This window comes from Vibrio sp. 10N.286.51.C3, from assembly GCF_003050065.1.
GTDB classification, from domain to species: Bacteria; Pseudomonadota; Gammaproteobacteria; order Enterobacterales; family Vibrionaceae; genus Vibrio; species Vibrio crassostreae.
This window is the reverse complement of record NZ_PIGC01000023.1, coordinates 50595-70497: the sequence shown is the minus strand read 5'-3', so window position 1 is coordinate 70497 and position 19903 is coordinate 50595. Positions and strand designations below refer to the sequence as shown.

The following is a 19903-nucleotide window of genomic DNA, read 5'->3' as shown; positions in this document are numbered from 1 at the left end:
AACCGCTGCTATTACTAAATTAAGAAGGAAGTCTACCTTGAGTCAATCTTTAAGAATTGTCTTCGCAGGTACTCCGGATTTCGCCGCCCGTCATTTGGCGGCGTTGTTGTCTTCGGAGCATGAAGTTATTGCTGTTTACACACAGCCAGATCGTCCAGCAGGCCGCGGTAAAAAACTGACTGCGAGCCCAGTAAAAAACATCGCACTTGAAAACAATATTCCGGTTTACCAACCAGAAAATTTCAAGTCAGATGAAGCTAAGCAAGAGCTAGCAGATTTGAATGCTGACATCATGGTTGTTGTCGCATACGGCTTACTTCTTCCACAAGCTGTACTAGATACGCCTCGCTTGGGTTGTATTAACGTGCATGGCTCTATCCTGCCGCGCTGGCGTGGTGCTGCTCCGATTCAACGCTCTATCTGGGCGGGCGATAAAGAGACTGGCGTGACGATCATGCAGATGGATATCGGCCTAGATACCGGTGATATGCTCAGCATCGCGACGCTACCAATCGAAGCAACAGATACCAGTGCGTCAATGTACGAAAAGTTAGCTGGTCTTGGTCCTGATGCTCTTGTTGAGTGTTTAGCAGACATCGCTTCTGGTAAGGCTGTTGCTGAGAAGCAAGACGACGAACTTGCTAACTACGCGAAGAAGCTGAGCAAGGAAGAAGCTAAAATTGATTGGAATGACAGTGCAGAACACATCGAACGTTGTGTGCGCGCTTTCAACCCGTGGCCAATGAGTCACTTTGCGATTGTTGATAGCAGCTCTAATGATGAAAAAAGCATTAAAGTTTGGCAGACGCGTGTTGATGAAGAATCGACATCTGCGCCAGCTGGCTCAATCATCAAAGCAGATAAGACTGGTATTTATGTTGCGACTGGCGACAAAGTACTAGTATTGGAACAGCTACAAGTTCCAGGCAAAAAAGCTATGTCAGTTCAAGACATCTTGAACTCACGTGCAAGCTGGTTTGAAGTTGGTACTCAACTCTCTTAACCGCTTTAAAGCTACTCAATAGGCACTTAAAAACGTGTAGCTTGTAAAAACACAGTTTAGAAAACCTTTACGAGGGTAGAGATGCCCTCATGTATTCAAATAAATATTCGGTACCCCTCATGAATGTTCGCGCTGCTGCTGCAAATGTCCTATTCCAAGTTGTCGATAAAGGCCACTCTCTTTCACACGCTCTCCCTGCGGCTCAAAAAACGATCCGTCCGCGAGACCATGCTCTACTGCAAGAGATTTGCTACGGCGCACTTCGTTACCTGCCTCGTTTAGAGTCAATCGCTAACGAACTAATGGAAAACCCGCTTAAAGGTAAAAAGCGTGTCTTCCACCACCTAATCTTGGTGGGCATTTACCAACTAAGCTTCATGCGTATCCCTTCGCATGCCGCGGTTGCTGAAACGGTTGAGGGTACTAAAACACTGCGCGGCCCAAGCCTAAGTGGTTTGATCAACGCTGTACTACGTAGCTACCTACGTGACCAAGAAGAACTAGACGAGAAAGCCGTTAGCCACAATGCAGGCAAATACGGCCACCCAAGCTGGATTCTAAAAATGCTTCAAGAGAGCTACCCAGATCAATGGGAGCAACTGGTTGAAGCAAACAACAGCAAGGCACCAATGTGGCTGCGCGTTAACCGCCAACACCACACTCGTGACGAGTATGTTGAACTGCTTAAAAACGAAAACATTGAATACACATTGCACCCTGAAGCAGCCGATGCCATAAAATTAGCTGCACCTTGTGATGTTACTTTGCTTCCAGGCTTCGACAGAGGTTGGGTATCTGTGCAAGACGCTGCTGCTCAGCTTTCGGTTGATTACCTAACACCAAAAGATGGTGAGCTGATCCTAGATTGCTGTGCTGCGCCAGGTGGTAAAACGGCACACATTCTTGAGCACACTCAAGATACTGAAGTGGTTGCGATTGACTGCGACATCAAACGTCTAGACCGTGTTTACGATAACCTTGAGCGTCTGCAACTACGTGCCGACGTAATTTGTGGCGATGCTCGCTACCCTGAAGAGTGGTGGATGGGTGATAAGTTCGACCGTATTCTGCTTGATGCACCTTGTTCAGCGACTGGCGTAATTCGCCGTCACCCTGACATCAAGTGGCTACGTCGTGCATCTGACATTGACGCGCTGGCTGAACTGCAAAGCGAGATTATGGATGCTATGTGGCGTCAGCTGAAAGAAGGCGGCACCATGGTTTATGCGACATGTTCTATCACGCCGCAAGAAAACGTGCTGCAAGTGAAAGCATTCCTAGCACGTACAGAGAACGCAACGCTGGTTGGGTCTGATATCGAAAATCCGGGTCGTCAAATACTGCCTGGGGAAGAAGATATGGATGGCTTCTACTACGCAGTTCTAGTAAAACAGGCATAACAACTAACAGCGGCTAAGAATTTATTTCTTAGCCGCTGTTTCTTTCTAGTGCATTATCGAAGCAAAATGCACGCACTAGAATTACAACGGCAAAAATAAGAGAAAGGCTATGAAGATCATTATCCTAGGAGCTGGACAAGTTGGCGGTACCCTTGCTGAAAACCTAGTTGGTGAAAACAACGACATCACCATTGTCGACCGTAATGCTGACCGACTTCGTGAACTTCAGGATAAGTACGACCTTAGGGTTGTAAACGGTTATGCCAGCCACCCAAATACACTACGTGAAGCAGGTGCGCAAGATGCCGACATGTTGGTTGCCGTAACCAATATGGATGAAACCAATATGGCTGCGTGTCAGGTTGCTTTCTCTCTTTTCAATACGCCAAACCGAATTGCTCGTATTCGTTCTCCTCAATACCTAGAAGAAAAAGAAGCACTATTCAAATCAGGTGCTATCCCAGTAGACCACCTGATCGCACCCGAAGAGCTAGTGACCAGCTACATCGAACGCCTGATTCAATATCCAGGTGCATTGCAGGTTGTGAGCTTTGCTGAACAGAAAGTTAGCCTAGTAGCAGTAAAAGCCTACTACGGTGGTCCACTGGTCGGTAACGCCCTATCTGCTTTGCGTGAGCACATGCCGCACATCGATACGCGTGTTGCGGCTATCTTCCGTCAAGGTCGCCCTATTCGCCCACAAGGCACCACCATCATTGAAGCCGATGATGAAGTGTTCTTTGTAGCGGCAAGTAACCATATCCGCTCAGTGATGAGTGAGCTGCAACGCCTAGAGAAACCGTACCGCCGCATCATGATTGTCGGTGGTGGTAACATTGGTGCAAGCTTGGCGAAACGCCTTGAGCAGAGCTACAGCATCAAGCTTATTGAGCGCAGCTACACTCGTGCAGAGAAGCTATCTGAAGAGTTAGAAAACACCATCGTATTCTGTGGTGACGCAGCAGACCAAGAGCTGCTAACTGAAGAGAACATCGATCAGGTTGATGTGTTCATTGCCCTAACCAATGAAGATGAGACCAACATCATGTCAGCAATGCTGGCTAAGCGTATGGGTGCCAAGAAGGTAATGGTACTGATTCAGCGCGGTGCTTACGTCGACCTTGTTCAGGGTGGTGTGATTGATATTGCTATCTCTCCACAACAAGCGACCATTTCTGCGCTGCTCACTCACGTTCGTCGTGCTGATATTGTAAACGTATCATCTCTGCGTCGCGGCGCTGCTGAAGCGATCGAAGCGATTGCTCACGGTGACGAAACCACATCTAAAGTGGTTGGCCGAGCTATTGGCGACATAAAACTACCACCGGGCACCACTATTGGTGCGATTGTTCGCGGAGAAGAGGTGCTTATCGCGCACGATAGAACCGTGATCGAACAAGATGACCACGTAGTTATGTTCCTAGTGGACAAGAAATACGTACCTGATGTTGAGTCTCTATTCCAACCGAGCCCGTTCTTCTTATAGCCTTGTTCCCATAAGCTTGTTCTCACAGAGAACGACGCTTCGGCACAAAGCGATGGTCTATTAAGCTATGGTCAACTTTCGTCCGATATTATTAGTGATAGGGTTAGTGTTATCAAAACTCGCCCTTTTCATGTACATCCCTACATTGGTTGCCTTTTTTACAGGCACCGGTGGCTTCCTCGAGTTTGGTCAGTCGGTAGTGATCACGCACATAGTGGCGTTTATCTGCTTGAGTTTAGGCCGTTCAGCTAAGTTCCGACTTGGGGTACGGGACATGTTCCTGATCACCTCTCTGGTATGGACGATTGCCAGTGCCTTTGCTGCACTGCCGTTTGTCTTCATCAACCACATCAGCTTCACCGACGCCTATTTTGAAACCATGTCTGGTATCACCACGACTGGCTCAACTGTATTGAGCGGCTTAGACAGCATGGCACCAAGCATTCTGTTGTGGCGCTCTATACTGCAATGGTTAGGCGGCATCGGCTTCATCGTTATGGCGGTAGCGGTTCTGCCAATGCTTAACGTCGGTGGTATGCGCCTATTCCAAACCGAGTCCTCCGATTGGTCAGATAAAAGCAGCCCACGAGCGAAAACGGTCGCGAAGAACATCGTGGCGGTTTATCTGGTTCTGACTGGCTTGTGCATCATTAGCTATCTGTTTGCAGGCATGGGCATCTTTGATGCGATCAATCACGCCTTCACAACACTGTCGACGGGTGGTTACTCAACCTCAGATGGCTCAATGAACCACTTCTCTAACAGTGCTCACTGGGTGGGAACCCTGTTCATGTTCCTTGGTGGTCTGCCATTCTTACTGTTTGTTAGCGCACTGCGTGGTAGAAAGCTCTCAATCCTCTACAAAGACGCTCAAGTGAGAGGTTTCACGTATCTATTTTTGGTCACCAGTGCCGTAATATCGACATGGCTGGTGGTTAGGGATGACTACACCATCATGGATGCAATGCGTGTTTCGATGTTCAACATAGTATCAGTCGTCACCACAACCGGTTTTGGCTTAGAAGACTTCACCGCGTGGGGCGCACTACCGACTACCTTGTTTGCGTTTTTAATGATGGCGGGCGCGTGCTCGGGGTCAACCTCTGGCGGTATCAAAATCTTCCGCTTCCAGATCGCGATGACCATGCTTCATAAACAAATGATGAAGCTGATCCACCCATCGGGTGTCTTTGTTCAGCGCTATAACCAACGCCCAGTGAATGACGACATTGTGCGCTCACTGGTCGCATTTGGTTTGATGTTCTTTATTACGATTATCTTAATTGCAGGTGGCTTGAGTGCGATGGGACTTGATCCTGTGACTAGTATATCTGGCGCTATCACAGCCGTTGCCAACGTTGGTCCTGGCATGGGCAGTGTGATCGGTCCAACCGGGAATTTTGCGCCGCTGCCAGACGCTGCAAAGTGGTTATTAAGCCTTGGTATGTTGATGGGAAGACTCGAGATACTGACGCTGATCGTTCTATTCTTCCCAGCCTTCTGGCGACGCTAATTGCACGAATATTTAAGGAAACAGAGATGAAATCATACCTACTTATCGCAAGCGCACTGCTGAGCAGTTCAGCCTTCGCCGACCAAATGGTGACTCTACAAGATGGAAAACAAGTACTGCTGAAAGACGACTTTACGTGGCAGTACGTGGCACAGAAACAAGCGGAAGAAGTAGCGACAACTTCAGAGATCGCCGTGCCTGTCGCAGCAGTACCCGTAGTCGCTGTCCCAGTTACGAAGAACACGCGTGGCACTACGATTGTAGTGAATAGTAAAAAGCCAAGCTTACAGCTGTCTCAATCAGGAGTGGATGTTGTACTGGGTGCAAGTCGCTATGAAGGTGGTGAACTTATCATTCCGACAGCCATCACCAACCAAGGCACTCAAGCTGTCATTTTAGTATCACTTAACATCAGCGTATTTACTGCAGAGGGTACGTTGTTGGCAGAAGAAGAAGTTGCTGTATGGAAATCAATCAAACGTATGGCTGACACATACTTGCGACCAAAGACGGGTGAAGAAGGCAAGCTAATCAAGATCGACCTAGAACAACACCCTGAATATCAGATTAAAGCTGAGATTACTGAAGTACTGGCTCGCTAAACCGGAGTCACGTACAGATAGATAGCGAAGAAATGGCAAGCGCAACCCGCCAATACAAACAAGTGCCAGATTGCATGGTTGTAAGGGATGCGTTTTGCAACATAGAAAATCACACCCAGCGAATAGATCACCCCGCCAACCGCTAACAACACCAAACCACCTATATCGATGTTCATCGCTAATTGATAAACAACAATCAAAGATAGCCAGCCCATCGCTAAGTAAATGAACAGCGATAAGCGCTTGAATCGGTAAACGAAGGCAATCTTCATGATGATACCGACCAGCGCAATTCCCCAAATAACCGCCATCAAGCCCATCGCCAATGGGGTTCTTAAGCCAACCAATAAAAACGGCGTGTAGCTACCTGCGATCAGTAAATAAATCGCACAGTGATCGAGGGTTTTTAGTAAACGCTTGGTTTTTTCTGTGGTGATCGAGTGATAAAGCGTGGAAGCAAGAAAGAGCAGGATAATGCTGCTGCCATAGATTGTCATACTGGCAACCGTCAACATGTCGGCTTGGTAATCAAACGCGCGAATCAGTAGCAAGATCAGACCAATAACGCCAAGCACGACGCCCAAGCCGTGGGTTATCGCATTAGCGCGTTCTTCGATGTCGCTGTATTCGCTAGCTGATGATGCAGACATGAGTATCCTACTAGAGTAAATGTTCAATTGACCTAGTATTGCACATTAAGCTTACACGTGTAAGCTTAAATTTTTATGACAGCTTTTATGACATCAATGACGCCTAAACAGTGTGATGAGGCTAGGCTCTCTAAAGCTAAAGAACCAAAAAGCGAATTAAGAGGCGCTATCTAGATACTCAAGTACCATCTTGCCGGCTTCTTCTGGAGAGGTATCGAGTGGCACACTCAATTGACGCTGTAGCTGGCCCACTCCCAATAAACTCGCCAACATGCCTTTGGCACCGTCGCGATTGCGATCTATCTCAAACCAAAGCTTAAGCTCAGTTTCGTCACGATGGGCAACAACTTCAAGCTCACGCCAGCGGCCATGATAAGGACCCGTAGTCGGCACAAACTCAAACTCTTGTACAAATGGCAGTTCAAAGCCTTCTACCGCTTCACACTCCACTTGGCGAATGCGCAGCCCTTGAGCTTCAAGTTCGTTAAAAATACCATCGAGGAGTGCATCAGGACGAACCGTTAAGATGTCTTTATCCGATGGATCAATTGCCATCGCAATATCCAACCCGGTTTCTAGCCACACCTTTGAATCACCAATCGTGACCGGTGTGTTCAGCGGGACATCAAACTCACATTCAAAATCACGGGTTTCACCCGGCTGAATAACAAAGGCATACGGCAGGCTCCATTTGGCCAACGAGTATGTCTGGTGCATTCGACGTGTTTGACCACCTTCTTGCCTTTGCGAGTTCATGGTAACTTCTTTAACGTAACGACAGCACAAGTTGAGATCGATATTGTCGATCTCTTGTGGCTGAGCGCCACCATAGACATGCACAATAATGCTCGCCTTCTTACCTGGATAAAGCACTTCCTGTTGCAATACAGAATCCACCTTGGCAGATCCAATTCCAAAACTTGCTAACGTTTTCTTTAAGAACGACATATGCACCTCCTTTAAAGCATCATCTTAAGCCTGAAAGAGGTTCAAACTCAAATATACTGCTCACACTATTTTAGCTCTAATATCGTCTATTTATCACTCAGGCGTCGATCGATAACTTAGATAGTGATAATCTAAGCCTTGATATGCATGCATATCATTATCCTGATTTATTCTTCGGATTGGCGAAAGCCAGACGAGTAACGCTTCAAGCAATTGAAGTGGAGCTCATGGTAAATCAGGCCATTAGATTGGCAATGGATATGCCTGACCGTTAGGTAAATTAATGCGCCCAACAGCTGTCAGGTTCTCGCACACCAACCGTAGTGCGATGCGTCGTCGTAGTGGCTTTGTTGCTGCTCCAACGGCTAAGAAATTGGCTCCTACAATGACTCTAGTTGAGAAGACTGCTTTATTAGCACCGACTACAACAAAAGTGATTAAAGCCGCTTAACAAAAAGCGCAGTTTTTACTGCGCTTTTTTCTTGCCCGCTTCCATCTTGAAATGTGTTTACACATTGGTATTCCCTACCCGATTTGATACCTTAGCCACAAATCATTATAAAATTTGTGGAGAAATAAAGTATGAAGTGTCACCGCATTGAAGAACTGCTTGAACTGATGGAGCCTGAGTGGCAGAAAGATCAAGAGCTTAACCTATTAGAGTTCATCATTAAGCTATCAAAAGAAGCGGGCTACCAAGGCAAGCTTGAAGAACTGACTGACGATGTTCTTATCTACCACCTAAAAATGCGCAACAGCGAAAAAGATGAAATGATCCCAGGCCTGAAAAAAGACCAAGAAGATGATTTCAAAACCGCAATTCTAAAAGCACGTGGCCTTCTTTAGTCGCCCATTTGTTTAGAACTCAATTGCCGTATAGATAAAACACTCAATTTAAAAAGCGACCGCCAGGTCGCTTTTTTGTTTCTGTTCGCTATTTTTTCGTCACAACTGTTATGACTTTTGTTGTTAAAGGTTGATAGCGTTAAAGAAATGAGAACAAGATTGTCGCTATAATCGCCATCCATAAGAATCTTCTAAAATAATAAGAGTGAGTGCGATAACAACAAATGCACCAAGCTCAATTTCAACAGGTTCTCTAAACCATACTTTCAAGTAATGTCGTCATGCCCGATTTAACCGGGCAAACAAGCCACAAAAAGGATAGTTCATGAGTCAGGATAAAATCGATATCAAAGATGTGACTCCTAAAACCTTTAACCCGAAAACACATAAAGGTAATGGAGATCGATTTAACCCAAGTAACCGAATCTATGTTCGAGAAAGCAAAGGTAAATTCCAACAACTGCGTCGTTATGGCGGTTGGTTCTTACTTTTACTTTTTGCGCTTATTCCATGGATTCCATTTGGTGAACGCCAAGCGATCTTGCTCGATATCGGCAACCAACAGTTCAACTTCTTTGGCACCACCTTATACCCGCAAGATCTGACCCTACTCGCGATCCTATTTATGATTGCTGCGTTTGGCTTATTCTTCATAACCACCTTCTTAGGCCGTGTCTGGTGTGGCTATTTATGCCCGCAAACCGTCTGGACCTTCATGTACATTTGGTTCGAAGAGAAACTAGAAGGTGCTGCCAATAAACGAAGAAAACAAGACTCGGGCAAACTAACGAGCAATTTAATCCTCAGAAAAACCCTCAAACACATTGCGTGGTGGGCGATTGCCATTGCGACGGGCTTAACCTTTGTTGGTTACTTCATCCCAATTAAAGAGTTAGTGGTTGGCTTCTTTACCTTTAACTCGTCTTTCTGGCCGGTGTTTTGGGTACTGTTCTTTGCTGGGTGTACTTATGCCAATGCTGGTTGGATGCGCTCGATTGTTTGTCTGCACATGTGTCCTTACGCGCGTTTCCAATCGGCAATGTTCGACAAAGACACCTTCATCGTGGGCTACGATTCAGAACGCGGTGAAAGCCGTGGCCCTCGCTCTCGTAAAGCCGATCCAAAAGAGCTTGATCTAGGCGACTGTATTGACTGTAATCTATGTGTTCAAGTGTGCCCAACGGGTATCGATATCCGTGACGGCCTGCAATATGAGTGTATTAACTGCGGCGCGTGTATTGATGCCTGTGACAACACCATGGAGCGTATGGGCTACGAGAAAGGCCTGATCAACTACACCACCGAGCACAGACTTGAAGGTCACTCGACCAAGGTAATGCGTCCTAAACTGTTGGGCTATGGCGCCATCTTGATCGTGATGCTGGGCTTGTTCTTCGCCCAAATCGCGAGCGTTGATCCTGCCGGCCTAAGTGTTCTGCGTGACCGAAACCAGTTGTTCAGAGTCAATAACCAAGGGTTGGTTGAAAATACCTACACCTTGAAAGTGATCAACAAGACTCAACAAGAGCAAGAGTACAAGCTCGATGTTAGCGGACTGCCCGATGCTATCTGGTACGGCAAACAGACGATTACTGTCGATCCAGGCGAGGTTTTGAACCTACCTATCAGTTTAGGCGCCGACCCAGAAAAACTGAGCTCACCAGTTTCGACAATTCAGTTTATACTCTCGGATAATGAAGAGTTTACGATGGAAGTCGAAAGCCGCTTTATCAAGAAGCTCTGATACCAGCCTCCTTAGCGCTTGGTATAACAACCCAATAAATGGAAAAAGGCTCAGTAATGAGCCTTTTTTATTCTATGACGATGCAAGCCTTTAATTTTGATAACCTGACTCCTGACTTCATGTGGTACGCACTGGAGAGTATTGGAGTTCGTGCTGAATCCGGGCTTCTCGCTCTCAACAGTTACGAAAATCGGGTCTATCAATTCACCGATGAAGACCGTAAACGCTACGTCGTTAAGTTTTATCGTCCGCAGCGCTGGAACAAAGCCCAGATCCAAGAAGAGCACGACTTCGCGTTAGAACTGATTGAACAAGAGATGCCTGTCGCTCCACCAATGCGAGTCAACGGTGAAACCTTGCATGAATATCAAGGCTACCTGTTTGCATTGTTCGAAAGCGTTGGCGGCAGACAGTATGAAGTCGACAATCTAGATCAACTGGAAGGCGTTGGACGTTTTCTGGGTCGTATTCATAAAGCCAGCGCGGGAAGAACATTCCAACATCGCCCGACCATCAGCTTAGATGAATACCTTTATCAGCCACGTAAGATTCTAGAGAACTCTCAGTTTATCCCGACACACCTAGAAAAAGCGTTCTTCAATGACGTAGACCTTCTGATAAAAGAGCTAGAGAGTCAGTGGCCGAGCAACATTGACAACATCCGCCTGCATGGTGATTGCCACCCAGGCAACATCTTGTGGCGCGATGGACCAATGTTCGTCGATCTTGATGACGCACGTAATGGCCCTGCGATACAAGATCTGTGGATGCTACTCAACGGTGAACGCCAAGATAAACTGATGCAACTCGATATTCTGCTAGAGAGTTATCAAGAGTTTTGCGATTTTAATACCTCGCAACTGAAACTAATCGAACCACTACGCGGTCTACGTATGGTGCATTACATGGCATGGTTAGCGAAGCGATGGCACGATCCAGCGTTTCCTTTAGCCTTCCCGTGGTTTAATGATCCGAAATATTGGGAGCAACAAGTACTTGCTTGTAAAGAGCAAATTGCTACCCTGCAAGAGCCACCACTTTCGTTAATGCCTCAGTGGTAACAGCAATCGCAACATACAACTGGATAAAAATTCAAACATAATGGAGATTGGATAAATGAAAAAGCTATTCGCATTTTTCTCATTAATCATGTTGAGCCTTTCAGCTCACGCTGCGAAATTTAACGAAGGTGAACACTACAAAGTTCTCGATCTAGAAGCATCAAAAAAACCAATGGTGACAGAGTTCTTCTCTTTTTACTGCCCACACTGTAATAGCTTTGAGCCAATCATCCAGCAGCTAAAACAGCAGCTACCTAAAGACGCTAAGTTACAGAAGAACCATGTTTCATTCATGGGTGGCAACATGGGTCTGCCAATGAGCAAAGCTTACGCGACCATGATTGCACTGAAAGTTGAAGACAAAATGGTTCCAGTGATGTTTAACCGCATCCACACCATGAACAAGCCACCACGTGATGAAGCCGAATTGCGTCAAATCTTCCTAGATGAAGGCGTTGATGCTAAGAAATTCGATGCGGCATACAACGGCTTTGCTGTAGATTCTATGGTTCGTCGCTTCGACAAAGCATTCAAAGATAGCGGCCTTTCTGGCGTACCAGCCGTCGTAGTGAATAACCGCTACCTAGTAGAAGCTCAAGGTATCAGCTCTCTTGATGAGTACTTCGAGCTCGTTAACTTCTTATTGAAGAAGTAAGACATTGATGAAAGGAAGCTTCGGCTTCCTTTTTTTTACTAGTTCAAAAATCATCATTGATAAATAATCAGCCAAAAAACGTAGTACTTTACTGATATTAATAACCCGTCCTAAGAATCGGTGGGCAAGGAGCCCTTAAATGAACATAAAAATAACTCTCCTGGCATTGAGCGTTGCTACTGCGCCCGCGTTTGCCAAGCTTGCTGATGAGCCAGGTTTCAGTGGTGAAATATCTATCAACACCGGTGTCACTTCTTCGACCTCAAATTTTAATACCGACGCTGACAGTAAGATCGCCTCAACCAATCAAAAAGCTTCGTCTGAGAACTCGTTTTTAGTTGCACCTCTCGGCAGCATTGCTTACACCTTTGGTGAAAAGCTGAACCATCAGGTTTACACAGGTACCGCTCGTGATGACGTAGCGACAGGTACTGTAGTGCTAGAGGTTGGTTACAAATACCAACTTGAGTCTGGCATGGTGATCGACGCTTCACTGCTGCCAACCATTATGTCGGGTGAAACTTGGGCTGATCCGTACAACACCACATCAGCTCGCACGAAGACCGATGAAACTGGCAATGCGTTTCGTTTGAAGCTAAGCAACATTGTGGGGGCAGCTTTCTCGCTAGACATGGCCTACGCCACCAAAGATGTGGAAGATGATCGCGTTGAAGAAGCACTAAAACGCGACGCCGATACCTTCTACCTGAAAGGTCAATATCGCCAGCCGATTAGCCGTACTATGATGCTGGTACCGTCTTTGATTTATCAATCAAGTGATGCAGACGGCGATGCGGCATCGTTCGAGCAGTTCGGTGGTGAGGTCAGCTTATTTGGTGGTATGGGACGTCATCAATACGCACTAACGGCGGGTTACAACCAACGCTCTTATGATGCAAGCAGCATCACTTTCCAAAAGAAACGCAGCGACGACAACATCAATCTATTCGCCGCCTATGAATATGATCAATTCATGGATTGGGAAAACTGGTCATTCGTATCTCTTGCGGGTTACGGCACAAGCGATTCCAATATCACCTTCTACGACGAGTCTCAATACATCGTTTCAGTTGGCTTGAACTACAAATTCTAACTCCAGCCAGCGCCAATAAATTATCAAACCAAAGCCTGCTCACTGAAGCAGGCTTTTTTGTTTGTATACCAATCACTGTAAATAAATGGCCAGTTGTTTACTACCATTGGCATGACTACACAGCTTGTGCCGTGAGTTGCTTCAATAATCTATCCATCGCTCGATAACCAAGCGCTTCTGATAGGTGTTTCTTTTCGATCTGCTCGTTACCGTCAAGGTCGGCAATGGTTCGTGCTACCTTAATGATTCGATGATAAGCACGAATCGACAGACCCAATCGATGCAGTGCAGTCTCGAGAAACTCCGCATCTTCACGTCGCAATGGGCAATACTTCTCTATTTCTCGACTACCGAGCAGTGCATTCGATTTATGGTTTCTAGATAGCATGGTTTGACGAGCCTGTTTGACCCTTTGTTTTACGACTTGGGTGGTTTCACCACGATCGCCACCTTCAGCCAACATCCCTTTAGGCAGTAGTGGGATCTCTAACGACATATCAAAGCGATCAAGCAATGGCCCAGACAATCGATTAAGATAACGCAAAATGATCTGCGGATTAGCGCGTGCTTGATTGCCTTCGTAATAACCAGTCGGGCTTGGATTCAAGGCGCCGACCAACTGAAAGCGAGCAGGGAAACGAGTCTTACCTGCCGCGCGTGAAATAATAATCTCGCCCGACTCTAGCGGTTCGCGCAGTGAATCGAGCACCTTGCGTTCAAACTCCGGCATCTCATCTAGAAACAGTAATCCATTATGCGCCAGAGAGATCTCACCGGGGCGAGGGACTGACCCACCTCCCACTAATGCAGCCATCGAACTCGAATGGTGAGGTGAACGAAATGGCCTCTGCTTCCAATTGTATTGATTGATCTCTTGCTGCGTTAGCGAGGCCACCGATGCGGTTTCCATCGCCTCGTCATCACTCATCTCCGGTAACAAATCGCGTAACCGAGAAGCGAGCATGGTTTTTCCGGTTCCCGGAGGGCCAAGGAACAGTAAGTTATGGTTGCCAGCGGCTGCTATCTCCAGAGCTCGCTTGCCTTGTTGTTGACCGATAATATCTTGAAGGTCGCGAAGCACTGAAACATCAGCCTGATGATGCTCCGTTCGATATAGGCCAAGCTGAGCCTGTCCACACATGTCAGCGCAAACCTCCAACAAGGTTTGCGCTGATTTATGGGCTCCCTTGCCCACCAACGCTGCCTGATCACCGTTATCATGTGGGACAACTAAGCATCGTTCGACGCTATCGGCGGCTAACGTCGCTGGCAACACGCCCTTTACTGAACGCAACTCTCCTGACAACGCCAACTCACCGATGAATTCATGCTGAGCTATTTTTGATGTCGGTAGCTGATCCGATGCCACTAAAATCCCAAGCGCGATTGGCAGGTCGAAACGACCTCCTTCCTTGGGTAAATCGGCAGGGGCAAGGTTGACCGTGATTCTTTTGGATGGAAACTCAAAGCGGGAATTGATGATCGCGCTTCTCACTCGATCTTTAGATTCCTTGACCGTTGTTTCAGGTAGACCTACCAGCGTAAAACCAGGCATTCCGTTGCTTATATGCACCTCAACGGTCACTTCTGGCGCCTCTACACCCACACTAGCTCGACTATGAATTATCGCGAGTCCCATAACTTTCCTTTGTCTTTGATTTAAAAGTATTCGCTCTGGATATTCGTTGCTCACCAAAGCTATAAGGTTGTTATATAGCTTGGTGGAATGGTGTTTTAATGTGAAAAAAGAATGACATTTTCCTTGTCATGCGGCAGATTTGTGTGATAACACTAGAGATGTAGACATTTACTGAAGACAATAAACGAGAAAACTCGAATATTATGATTTTTAACGCTCGCATTTACGCACTGATTAACCTGATTATCGTAGTCATTATTAAGACTGCGCGGGGGCGAGTGGGAAGAAAGTAACCACGAATTAGAAAAAACCCCCGCACTGACAAGTCCGGGGGTTTTTTCTAATTTAAACATTCGATTTTTATATTTTTGAGCATTTTCGGCTTTGCCGATTTACAGGAAGAATGGGAGCACAAGATGTGCAGAGACAAAGGAAACAGTTACCAAAATAAAGGTAATACGGGAGAATTCCGATGAAAGGCGCAGAACTAGTCGTATCCGCACTCAAGCAACAAGGAATTGAGACCGTATTTGGTTACCCAGGTGGTGCCATCATGCCAATCTACGATGCACTCTATGACGGCGGGGTTGAACATATCCTATGTCGTCATGAGCAAGGCGCTGCTATGGCCGCGATCGGCATGGCTCGAGCAACACAAGATGTCGCTGTTTGTATGGCAACGTCTGGCCCAGGTGCAACCAACCTAGTCACTGGCCTTGCTGATGCCTTTATGGACTCTATCCCAATGGTTGCAATCACAGGTCAGGTTGCAAGTTCCCACATTGGTACCGATGCATTCCAAGAAATGGATGTGATTGGTATGTCTCTGTCATGTACTAAACACAGCTACCTAGTGACTGATATTGAAGATCTTGCTCCAACCCTCGCTGAAGCGTTTGTGGTTGCGAAGTCTGGTCGTCCTGGCCCGGTTATCGTCGATATCGCTAAAGATGTTCAACTGGCTGAAGCTCCAGTTAACTCTCTTCCTGAATTTACTCCACCCGCAATTCCTGTTTCAACAACTGATGCCATTGAACAGGCGCAGTACTTCTTATCTCAAGCAACCCGTCCTGTTTTATACGTAGGTGGTGGTGTTCAACTTGCTAAAGCAACCGATGCGGTTCGTGAGTTTTTACGCCTTAACCCAATGCCAGCCGTAAGCACACTAAAAGGCTTGGGAACTATCGAACGTGATGACCCACACTACCTTGGCATGCTGGGTATGCACGGCACTAAAGCCGCTAACCTTGTAGTTCAAGAGAGTGACCTACTGATTGTTGTCGGTGCCCGTTTTGATGACCGAGTAACAGGCAAACTCGATACTTTTGCGCCACACGCGAAGGTTATCCATATCGATATCGATGCAGCAGAGTTCAGCAAACTGCGTCTGGCCAACGCGCCAATTCGCGGTGACATCAACAAGATCATGCCTCAACTAGAGCTAAGCCAAGACATCTCCTCTTGGGTTCACCACTCTGAAGGGCTTCGTAGCTCATTCAAATGGCGTTACGACCACCCTGGCGATCTGATCTTTGCTCCACTGCTGTTAAAACAATTATCTGACATGATGCCAGCAAGCTCTATCGTTTCGACCGATGTTGGCCAACACCAGATGTGGGCAGCCCAGCACATTCAGCCTCGCGATCCACAAAACTTCATTACCTCTGCCGGTTTAGGCACCATGGGCTTTGGTTTACCAGCGGCTATGGGTGCGTCGGTTGGTCGTCCTGATGACCAATCGATTCTAATCTCTGGTGATGGCTCGTTCATGATGAACATTCAAGAGCTTGGCACCTTAAAGCGTCGTCAGATCCCAGTGAAGATGGTACTGCTTAATAACTCTCGCTTGGGCATGGTTCGCCAATGGCAATCGCTGTTCTTTGATGGCCGCCACAGTGAAACTATCTTGGATGACAACCCTGATTTCGTGATGCTCGCGAAAGCGTTCGACATCCCGGGCAAAACCATCACTCGTAAAGAAGAAGTAGAACCAGCATTGAAAGAGATGCTAGAGAGCAAAACCGCTTACCTACTTCATGTTCTTATCGATGAAGAAGAAAACGTATGGCCACTAGTACCGCCAGGTGCTTCAAACAGTGAGATGTTGGAGAACACATAACATGAAAAGATACCTATTAGACATCAAAGCCGATGATAAGCCTGTACTACTAGAGCGTGTTCTTCGTGTTATCCGCCACCGTGGCTTCATTGTTAAGCAAGTTGCGGGCACTCAAAACCACGAAAGCAAAGTGGCGAGTGTTGAGATCATCGTAGACAGTGACCGTCCGATCTCTTTCTTGGTCAATCAAATCGAGAAGCTGTGGGATGTGCGTACCGTTGACGTTATCTCTATCAGCCGTAATGAACTGCCAAACAACAACTTACAACAAAAGATAAACGCATAGGGAACCGTAAACATGACAGCTAAAACAGCAGACTATATTTGGTTTAACGGTGAGATGGTTCCTTGGGCAGAGGCGAACGTTCACGTCCTGACTCACGCAATGCACTACGGTACTTCTGTGTTTGAAGGTGTTCGTTGCTACAACACACCAAAGGGGCCGGTTATCTTCCGTCACCCTGAGCATGCTAAGCGCCTAAAAGACTCAGCAAAAATCTACCGCTTCCCTATTCCTTACACTGAGGAAGAAATTATGGAAGCAACTCGCGAAACGCTACGCCAAAATAAGCTAGAGTCAGCGTACATCCGCCCTCTAGGTTTCGTAGGTAACGTTGGTTTAGGTGTCTGCCCGCCAGAAAATACCGAGATGGAATTGATCATCGCTGCTTTCCCTTGGGGTTCGTACCTAGGCGAAGAAGCGCTAGAAAACGGCGTTGATGCAATGATTTCTAGCTGGAACCGTGCAGCTCCAAACACGATCCCAACCGCAGCAAAAGCCGGTGGTAACTACCTATCTTCACTACTGGTTGGTGGCGAAGCTCGCCGTCATGGTTACGATGAAGGTATCGCTCTGAGTGTTGATGGCTACCTTTCTGAAGGTGCTGGCGAAAACATTTTTGTAGTACGTAATGGCGTGCTATCAACGCCACCAGCGACCAGCGCAATTCTACCGGGTATCACTCGTGATTCGATCATGACACTAGCAAAAGACATGGGTTATGAGATCCGTGAAGAGAACATTGCTCGTGAAGCACTATACCTTGCTGACGAAGTCTTCATGACAGGCACAGCAGCGGAAATCGTTCCGGTTCGCAGTGTAGACAAAATTACAGTAGGTGAAGGCAAACGCGGTCCTATCACTGAAAAAGTTCAAGCGGCTTACTTTGGTCTCTTCAATGGAACCACTGAAGATAAGTGGGGCTGGTTAGACTATGTGTACCCAGCAGACCAAGCTTCAGAAAACCAAACGCAAACAACTAAGTAAGCAACAGCCAAATATTTTATAAGGATTTAAGCAATGCCAATCTATCGTTCAGCAACGACTACCCACGGACGCAACATGGCTGGTGCGCGCGCTTTATGGCGTGCAACTGGCGTTAAAGATGATGACTTCGGGAAGCCAATCATCGCGGTTGTAAACTCGTTCACTCAATTCGTTCCAGGCCACGTTCACCTTAAAGACATGGGTCAATTGGTTGCGGGTGAAATCGAGAAAGCGGGTGGTATCGCTAAAGAATTCAACACCATCGCAGTGGATGATGGTATCGCAATGGGCCACGGCGGCATGCTGTACTCACTGCCATCACGTGAGCTTATCGCAGACTCAGTAGAATACATGGTCAATGCACACTGTGCGGATGCAATGGTGTGTATCTCTAACTGTGACAAAATCACTCCGGGAATGATGATGGCTGCAATGCGCCTAAACATCCCAGTGATCTTTGTATCTGGCGGCCCTATGGAAGCAGGTAAAACTAAGCTTTCAGATCAAATCATCAAGCTAGACCTTGTTGACGCAATGATCCAAGGTGCCGATCCAACCATTTCTGATGAGCAAAGTGAGCAAGTAGAGCGTTCTGCATGTCCAACATGTGGTTCATGTTCAGGTATGTTCACGGCTAACTCAATGAACTGTCTAACTGAAGCACTTGGCCTATCTCAACCAGGTAACGGCTCTATGCTAGCAACGCACGCTGACCGTGAAGAGCTATTCATCAATGCAGGTAAGCGCATCGTTGACCTAACTAAGCGCTACTACGAGCAAGATGACGAATCAGCACTGCCACGCAACATCGCTAACCGCGCAGCCTTTGATAATGCAATGGCGCTAGATATCGCAATGGGTGGTTCAAGTAACACAGTTCTTCACCTTTTAGCGGCGGCTCAAGAAGGTGAGATTGACTTTGATATGGGTGATATCGACGAGATGTCTCGCCGTGTTCCACACCTATGTAAGGTTGCTCCTTCAACACCTAAATACCACATGGAAGACGTTCACCGTGCTGGTGGCGTAATGGCTATCCTAGGTGAACTAGACCGTGCTGGCCTGTTAAACAACCAAACACGCACTGTACTTGGCCTAAGCATGCAAGAGCAGCTAGCTCAATACGACATCATGCAGACCGAAGACGAAGCCGTGCTTAAGTTCTTCCGTGCAGGCCCTGCGGGCATTCGTACGACTAAAGCCTTCTCACAAGATTGTCGTTGGGATCGCCTTGATGATGACCGTGTCGATGGTTGTATTCGTACCAAAGAGAACGCATTCAGCCAAGAAGGTGGCCTAGCGGTACTTTCAGGTAACATCGCCGTTGATGGTTGTATCGTCAAGACCGCGGGTGTTGATGAGGAGAACCTGAAATTCCAAGGTCCTGCAATCGTATTTGAAAGCCAAGACACGGCAGTAGACGGTATCTTAGCGGGTAAAGTAAAAGCCGGCGAAGTGGTTGTTATTCGTTACGAAGGTCCTAAAGGTGGTCCGGGCATGCAAGAAATGCTCTACCCAACTACTTACCTAAAATCTATGGGTCTAGGTAAGTCTTGTGCGCTTCTAACGGACGGACGTTTCTCTGGTGGTACTTCGGGTCTGTCTATCGGTCACGCTTCTCCAGAAGCAGCAAGTGGCGGTGTTATTGGTCTAGTGAATACTGGCGACATCATCACTATCGACATCCCTAGCCGCTCAATCACACTTGATGTGCCTGAAGCTGAGCTAGAAGCGCGTCGTGTTAAGCAAGACGCACTAGGCTGGAAACCAGAAAACCGTCAGCGTGAAGTTTCATTCGCACTGAAAGCTTACGCAAGCATGGCAACCAGTGCCGACAAAGGCGCCGTGCGTGATAAGTCTAAGCTTGAGGGCTAACT

Annotated in this window: 18 protein-coding genes; 15 read left to right on the top strand and 3 right to left on the bottom strand. The window is 47.0% G+C overall.

Annotated elements, in window-relative coordinates; genetic code table 11:
- Nucleotides 1-37: 37 nt before the first annotated feature.
- From fmt to CWO27_RS20595, 5 genes are all read left to right on the top strand, one after another.
- Entirely contained in the window at nt 38-1003 is a 966-nt protein-coding gene (gene fmt / locus CWO27_RS20615) for a methionyl-tRNA formyltransferase (protein ID WP_107899440.1), read from the top strand.
- Nucleotides 1004-1122: 119 nt separating this feature from the next.
- Nucleotides 1123-2403 carry a 16S rRNA (cytosine(967)-C(5))-methyltransferase RsmB gene (rsmB, locus tag CWO27_RS20610; RefSeq protein WP_017058774.1) on the top strand — a complete coding sequence of 427 codons (1281 nt, stop codon included), beginning with the start codon at nt 1123-1125 and terminating at the stop codon, nt 2401-2403.
- A gap of 109 nt (nt 2404-2512) precedes the next feature.
- Nucleotides 2513-3889 (top strand): Trk system potassium transporter TrkA, encoded by a 1377-nt coding sequence (gene trkA / locus CWO27_RS20605; protein ID WP_004735766.1) that lies wholly within the window; start codon nt 2513-2515, stop codon nt 3887-3889.
- Between the two features lie 67 nt (nt 3890-3956).
- Complete coding sequence (locus tag CWO27_RS20600) at nt 3957-5402, top strand: TrkH family potassium uptake protein (RefSeq protein WP_065676893.1); 1446 nt, start codon at nt 3957-3959, stop codon at nt 5400-5402.
- Nucleotides 5403-5428: 26 nt separating this feature from the next.
- Nucleotides 5429-6004: a DUF3157 family protein gene (locus CWO27_RS20595; RefSeq protein WP_107899439.1), complete on the top strand. Its 576-nt coding sequence runs from the start codon at nt 5429-5431 to the stop codon at nt 6002-6004.
- On the opposite strand, the gene trhA is transcribed toward CWO27_RS20595, so the two are convergent.
- Both trhA and CWO27_RS20585 read right to left on the bottom strand, forming a co-directional pair.
- Nucleotides 6001-6654 (bottom strand): PAQR family membrane homeostasis protein TrhA, encoded by a 654-nt coding sequence (gene trhA, locus CWO27_RS20590; protein WP_048657830.1) that lies wholly within the window; start codon nt 6652-6654, stop codon nt 6001-6003. The two genes, CWO27_RS20595 and trhA, sit on opposite strands and share 4 nt — an antisense overlap.
- Nucleotides 6655-6810: 156 nt before the next feature.
- Complete coding sequence (locus CWO27_RS20585; protein WP_048610874.1) at nt 6811-7602, bottom strand: sporulation protein; 792 nt, start codon at nt 7600-7602, stop codon at nt 6811-6813.
- A gap of 283 nt (nt 7603-7885) precedes the next feature.
- Here CWO27_RS20585 and CWO27_RS23650 point away from each other — a divergent pair, with 283 nt between their 5' ends.
- From CWO27_RS23650 to CWO27_RS20560, 6 genes are all read left to right on the top strand, one after another.
- Nucleotides 7886-8053: a hypothetical protein gene (locus tag CWO27_RS23650; RefSeq protein WP_004739323.1), complete on the top strand. Its 168-nt coding sequence runs from the start codon at nt 7886-7888 to the stop codon at nt 8051-8053.
- A gap of 131 nt (nt 8054-8184) precedes the next feature.
- Nucleotides 8185-8448 carry a YihD family protein gene (locus CWO27_RS20580; protein ID WP_009848104.1) on the top strand — a complete coding sequence of 88 codons (264 nt, stop codon included), beginning with the start codon at nt 8185-8187 and terminating at the stop codon, nt 8446-8448.
- 325 nt (nt 8449-8773) lie between these two features.
- On the top strand, nt 8774-10192 hold the full coding sequence (gene ccoG, locus CWO27_RS20575) for a cytochrome c oxidase accessory protein CcoG (protein WP_107899438.1): 1419 nt from the start codon (nt 8774-8776) through the stop codon (nt 10190-10192).
- Between the two features lie 74 nt (nt 10193-10266).
- Entirely contained in the window at nt 10267-11253 is a 987-nt protein-coding gene (locus tag CWO27_RS20570; protein WP_048662692.1) for a serine/threonine protein kinase, read from the top strand.
- Between the two features lie 55 nt (nt 11254-11308).
- A complete protein-coding gene (locus CWO27_RS20565; protein ID WP_055318939.1) occupies nt 11309-11908 on the top strand; it encodes a thiol:disulfide interchange protein DsbA/DsbL in 600 nt (199 codons plus the stop codon).
- 139 nt (nt 11909-12047) lie between these two features.
- Nucleotides 12048-13001, top strand: coding sequence for a DUF2860 domain-containing protein (locus tag CWO27_RS20560; protein WP_107899437.1), 954 nt, complete (start codon nt 12048-12050; stop codon nt 12999-13001).
- A 115-nt stretch (nt 13002-13116) separates the two neighbouring features.
- On the opposite strand, the gene CWO27_RS20555 is transcribed toward CWO27_RS20560, so the two are convergent.
- Nucleotides 13117-14640 (bottom strand): YifB family Mg chelatase-like AAA ATPase, encoded by a 1524-nt coding sequence (locus tag CWO27_RS20555; RefSeq protein WP_107899436.1) that lies wholly within the window; start codon nt 14638-14640, stop codon nt 13117-13119.
- Between the two features lie 472 nt (nt 14641-15112).
- Here CWO27_RS20555 and ilvG point away from each other — a divergent pair, with 472 nt between their 5' ends.
- The 4 genes from ilvG to ilvD are packed head-to-tail and all read left to right on the top strand — an operon-like array spanning nt 15113 to nt 19901.
- Nucleotides 15113-16759: an acetolactate synthase 2 catalytic subunit gene (gene ilvG / locus CWO27_RS20550; RefSeq protein WP_048657824.1), complete on the top strand. Its 1647-nt coding sequence runs from the start codon at nt 15113-15115 to the stop codon at nt 16757-16759.
- A gap of 1 nt (nt 16760) precedes the next feature.
- On the top strand, nt 16761-17045 hold the full coding sequence (gene ilvM / locus CWO27_RS20545) for an acetolactate synthase 2 small subunit (protein WP_017055442.1): 285 nt from the start codon (nt 16761-16763) through the stop codon (nt 17043-17045).
- A gap of 12 nt (nt 17046-17057) precedes the next feature.
- A complete protein-coding gene (locus CWO27_RS20540) occupies nt 17058-18026 on the top strand; it encodes a branched-chain amino acid transaminase (RefSeq protein WP_048657823.1) in 969 nt (322 codons plus the stop codon).
- Nucleotides 18027-18059: 33 nt separating this feature from the next.
- The gene (gene ilvD / locus CWO27_RS20535; protein ID WP_048610861.1) at nt 18060-19901 is read left to right on the top strand and encodes a dihydroxy-acid dehydratase; all 1842 of its coding nucleotides are present in this window, start codon (nt 18060-18062) and stop codon (nt 19899-19901) included.
- Nucleotides 19902-19903 lie beyond the last annotated feature (2 nt).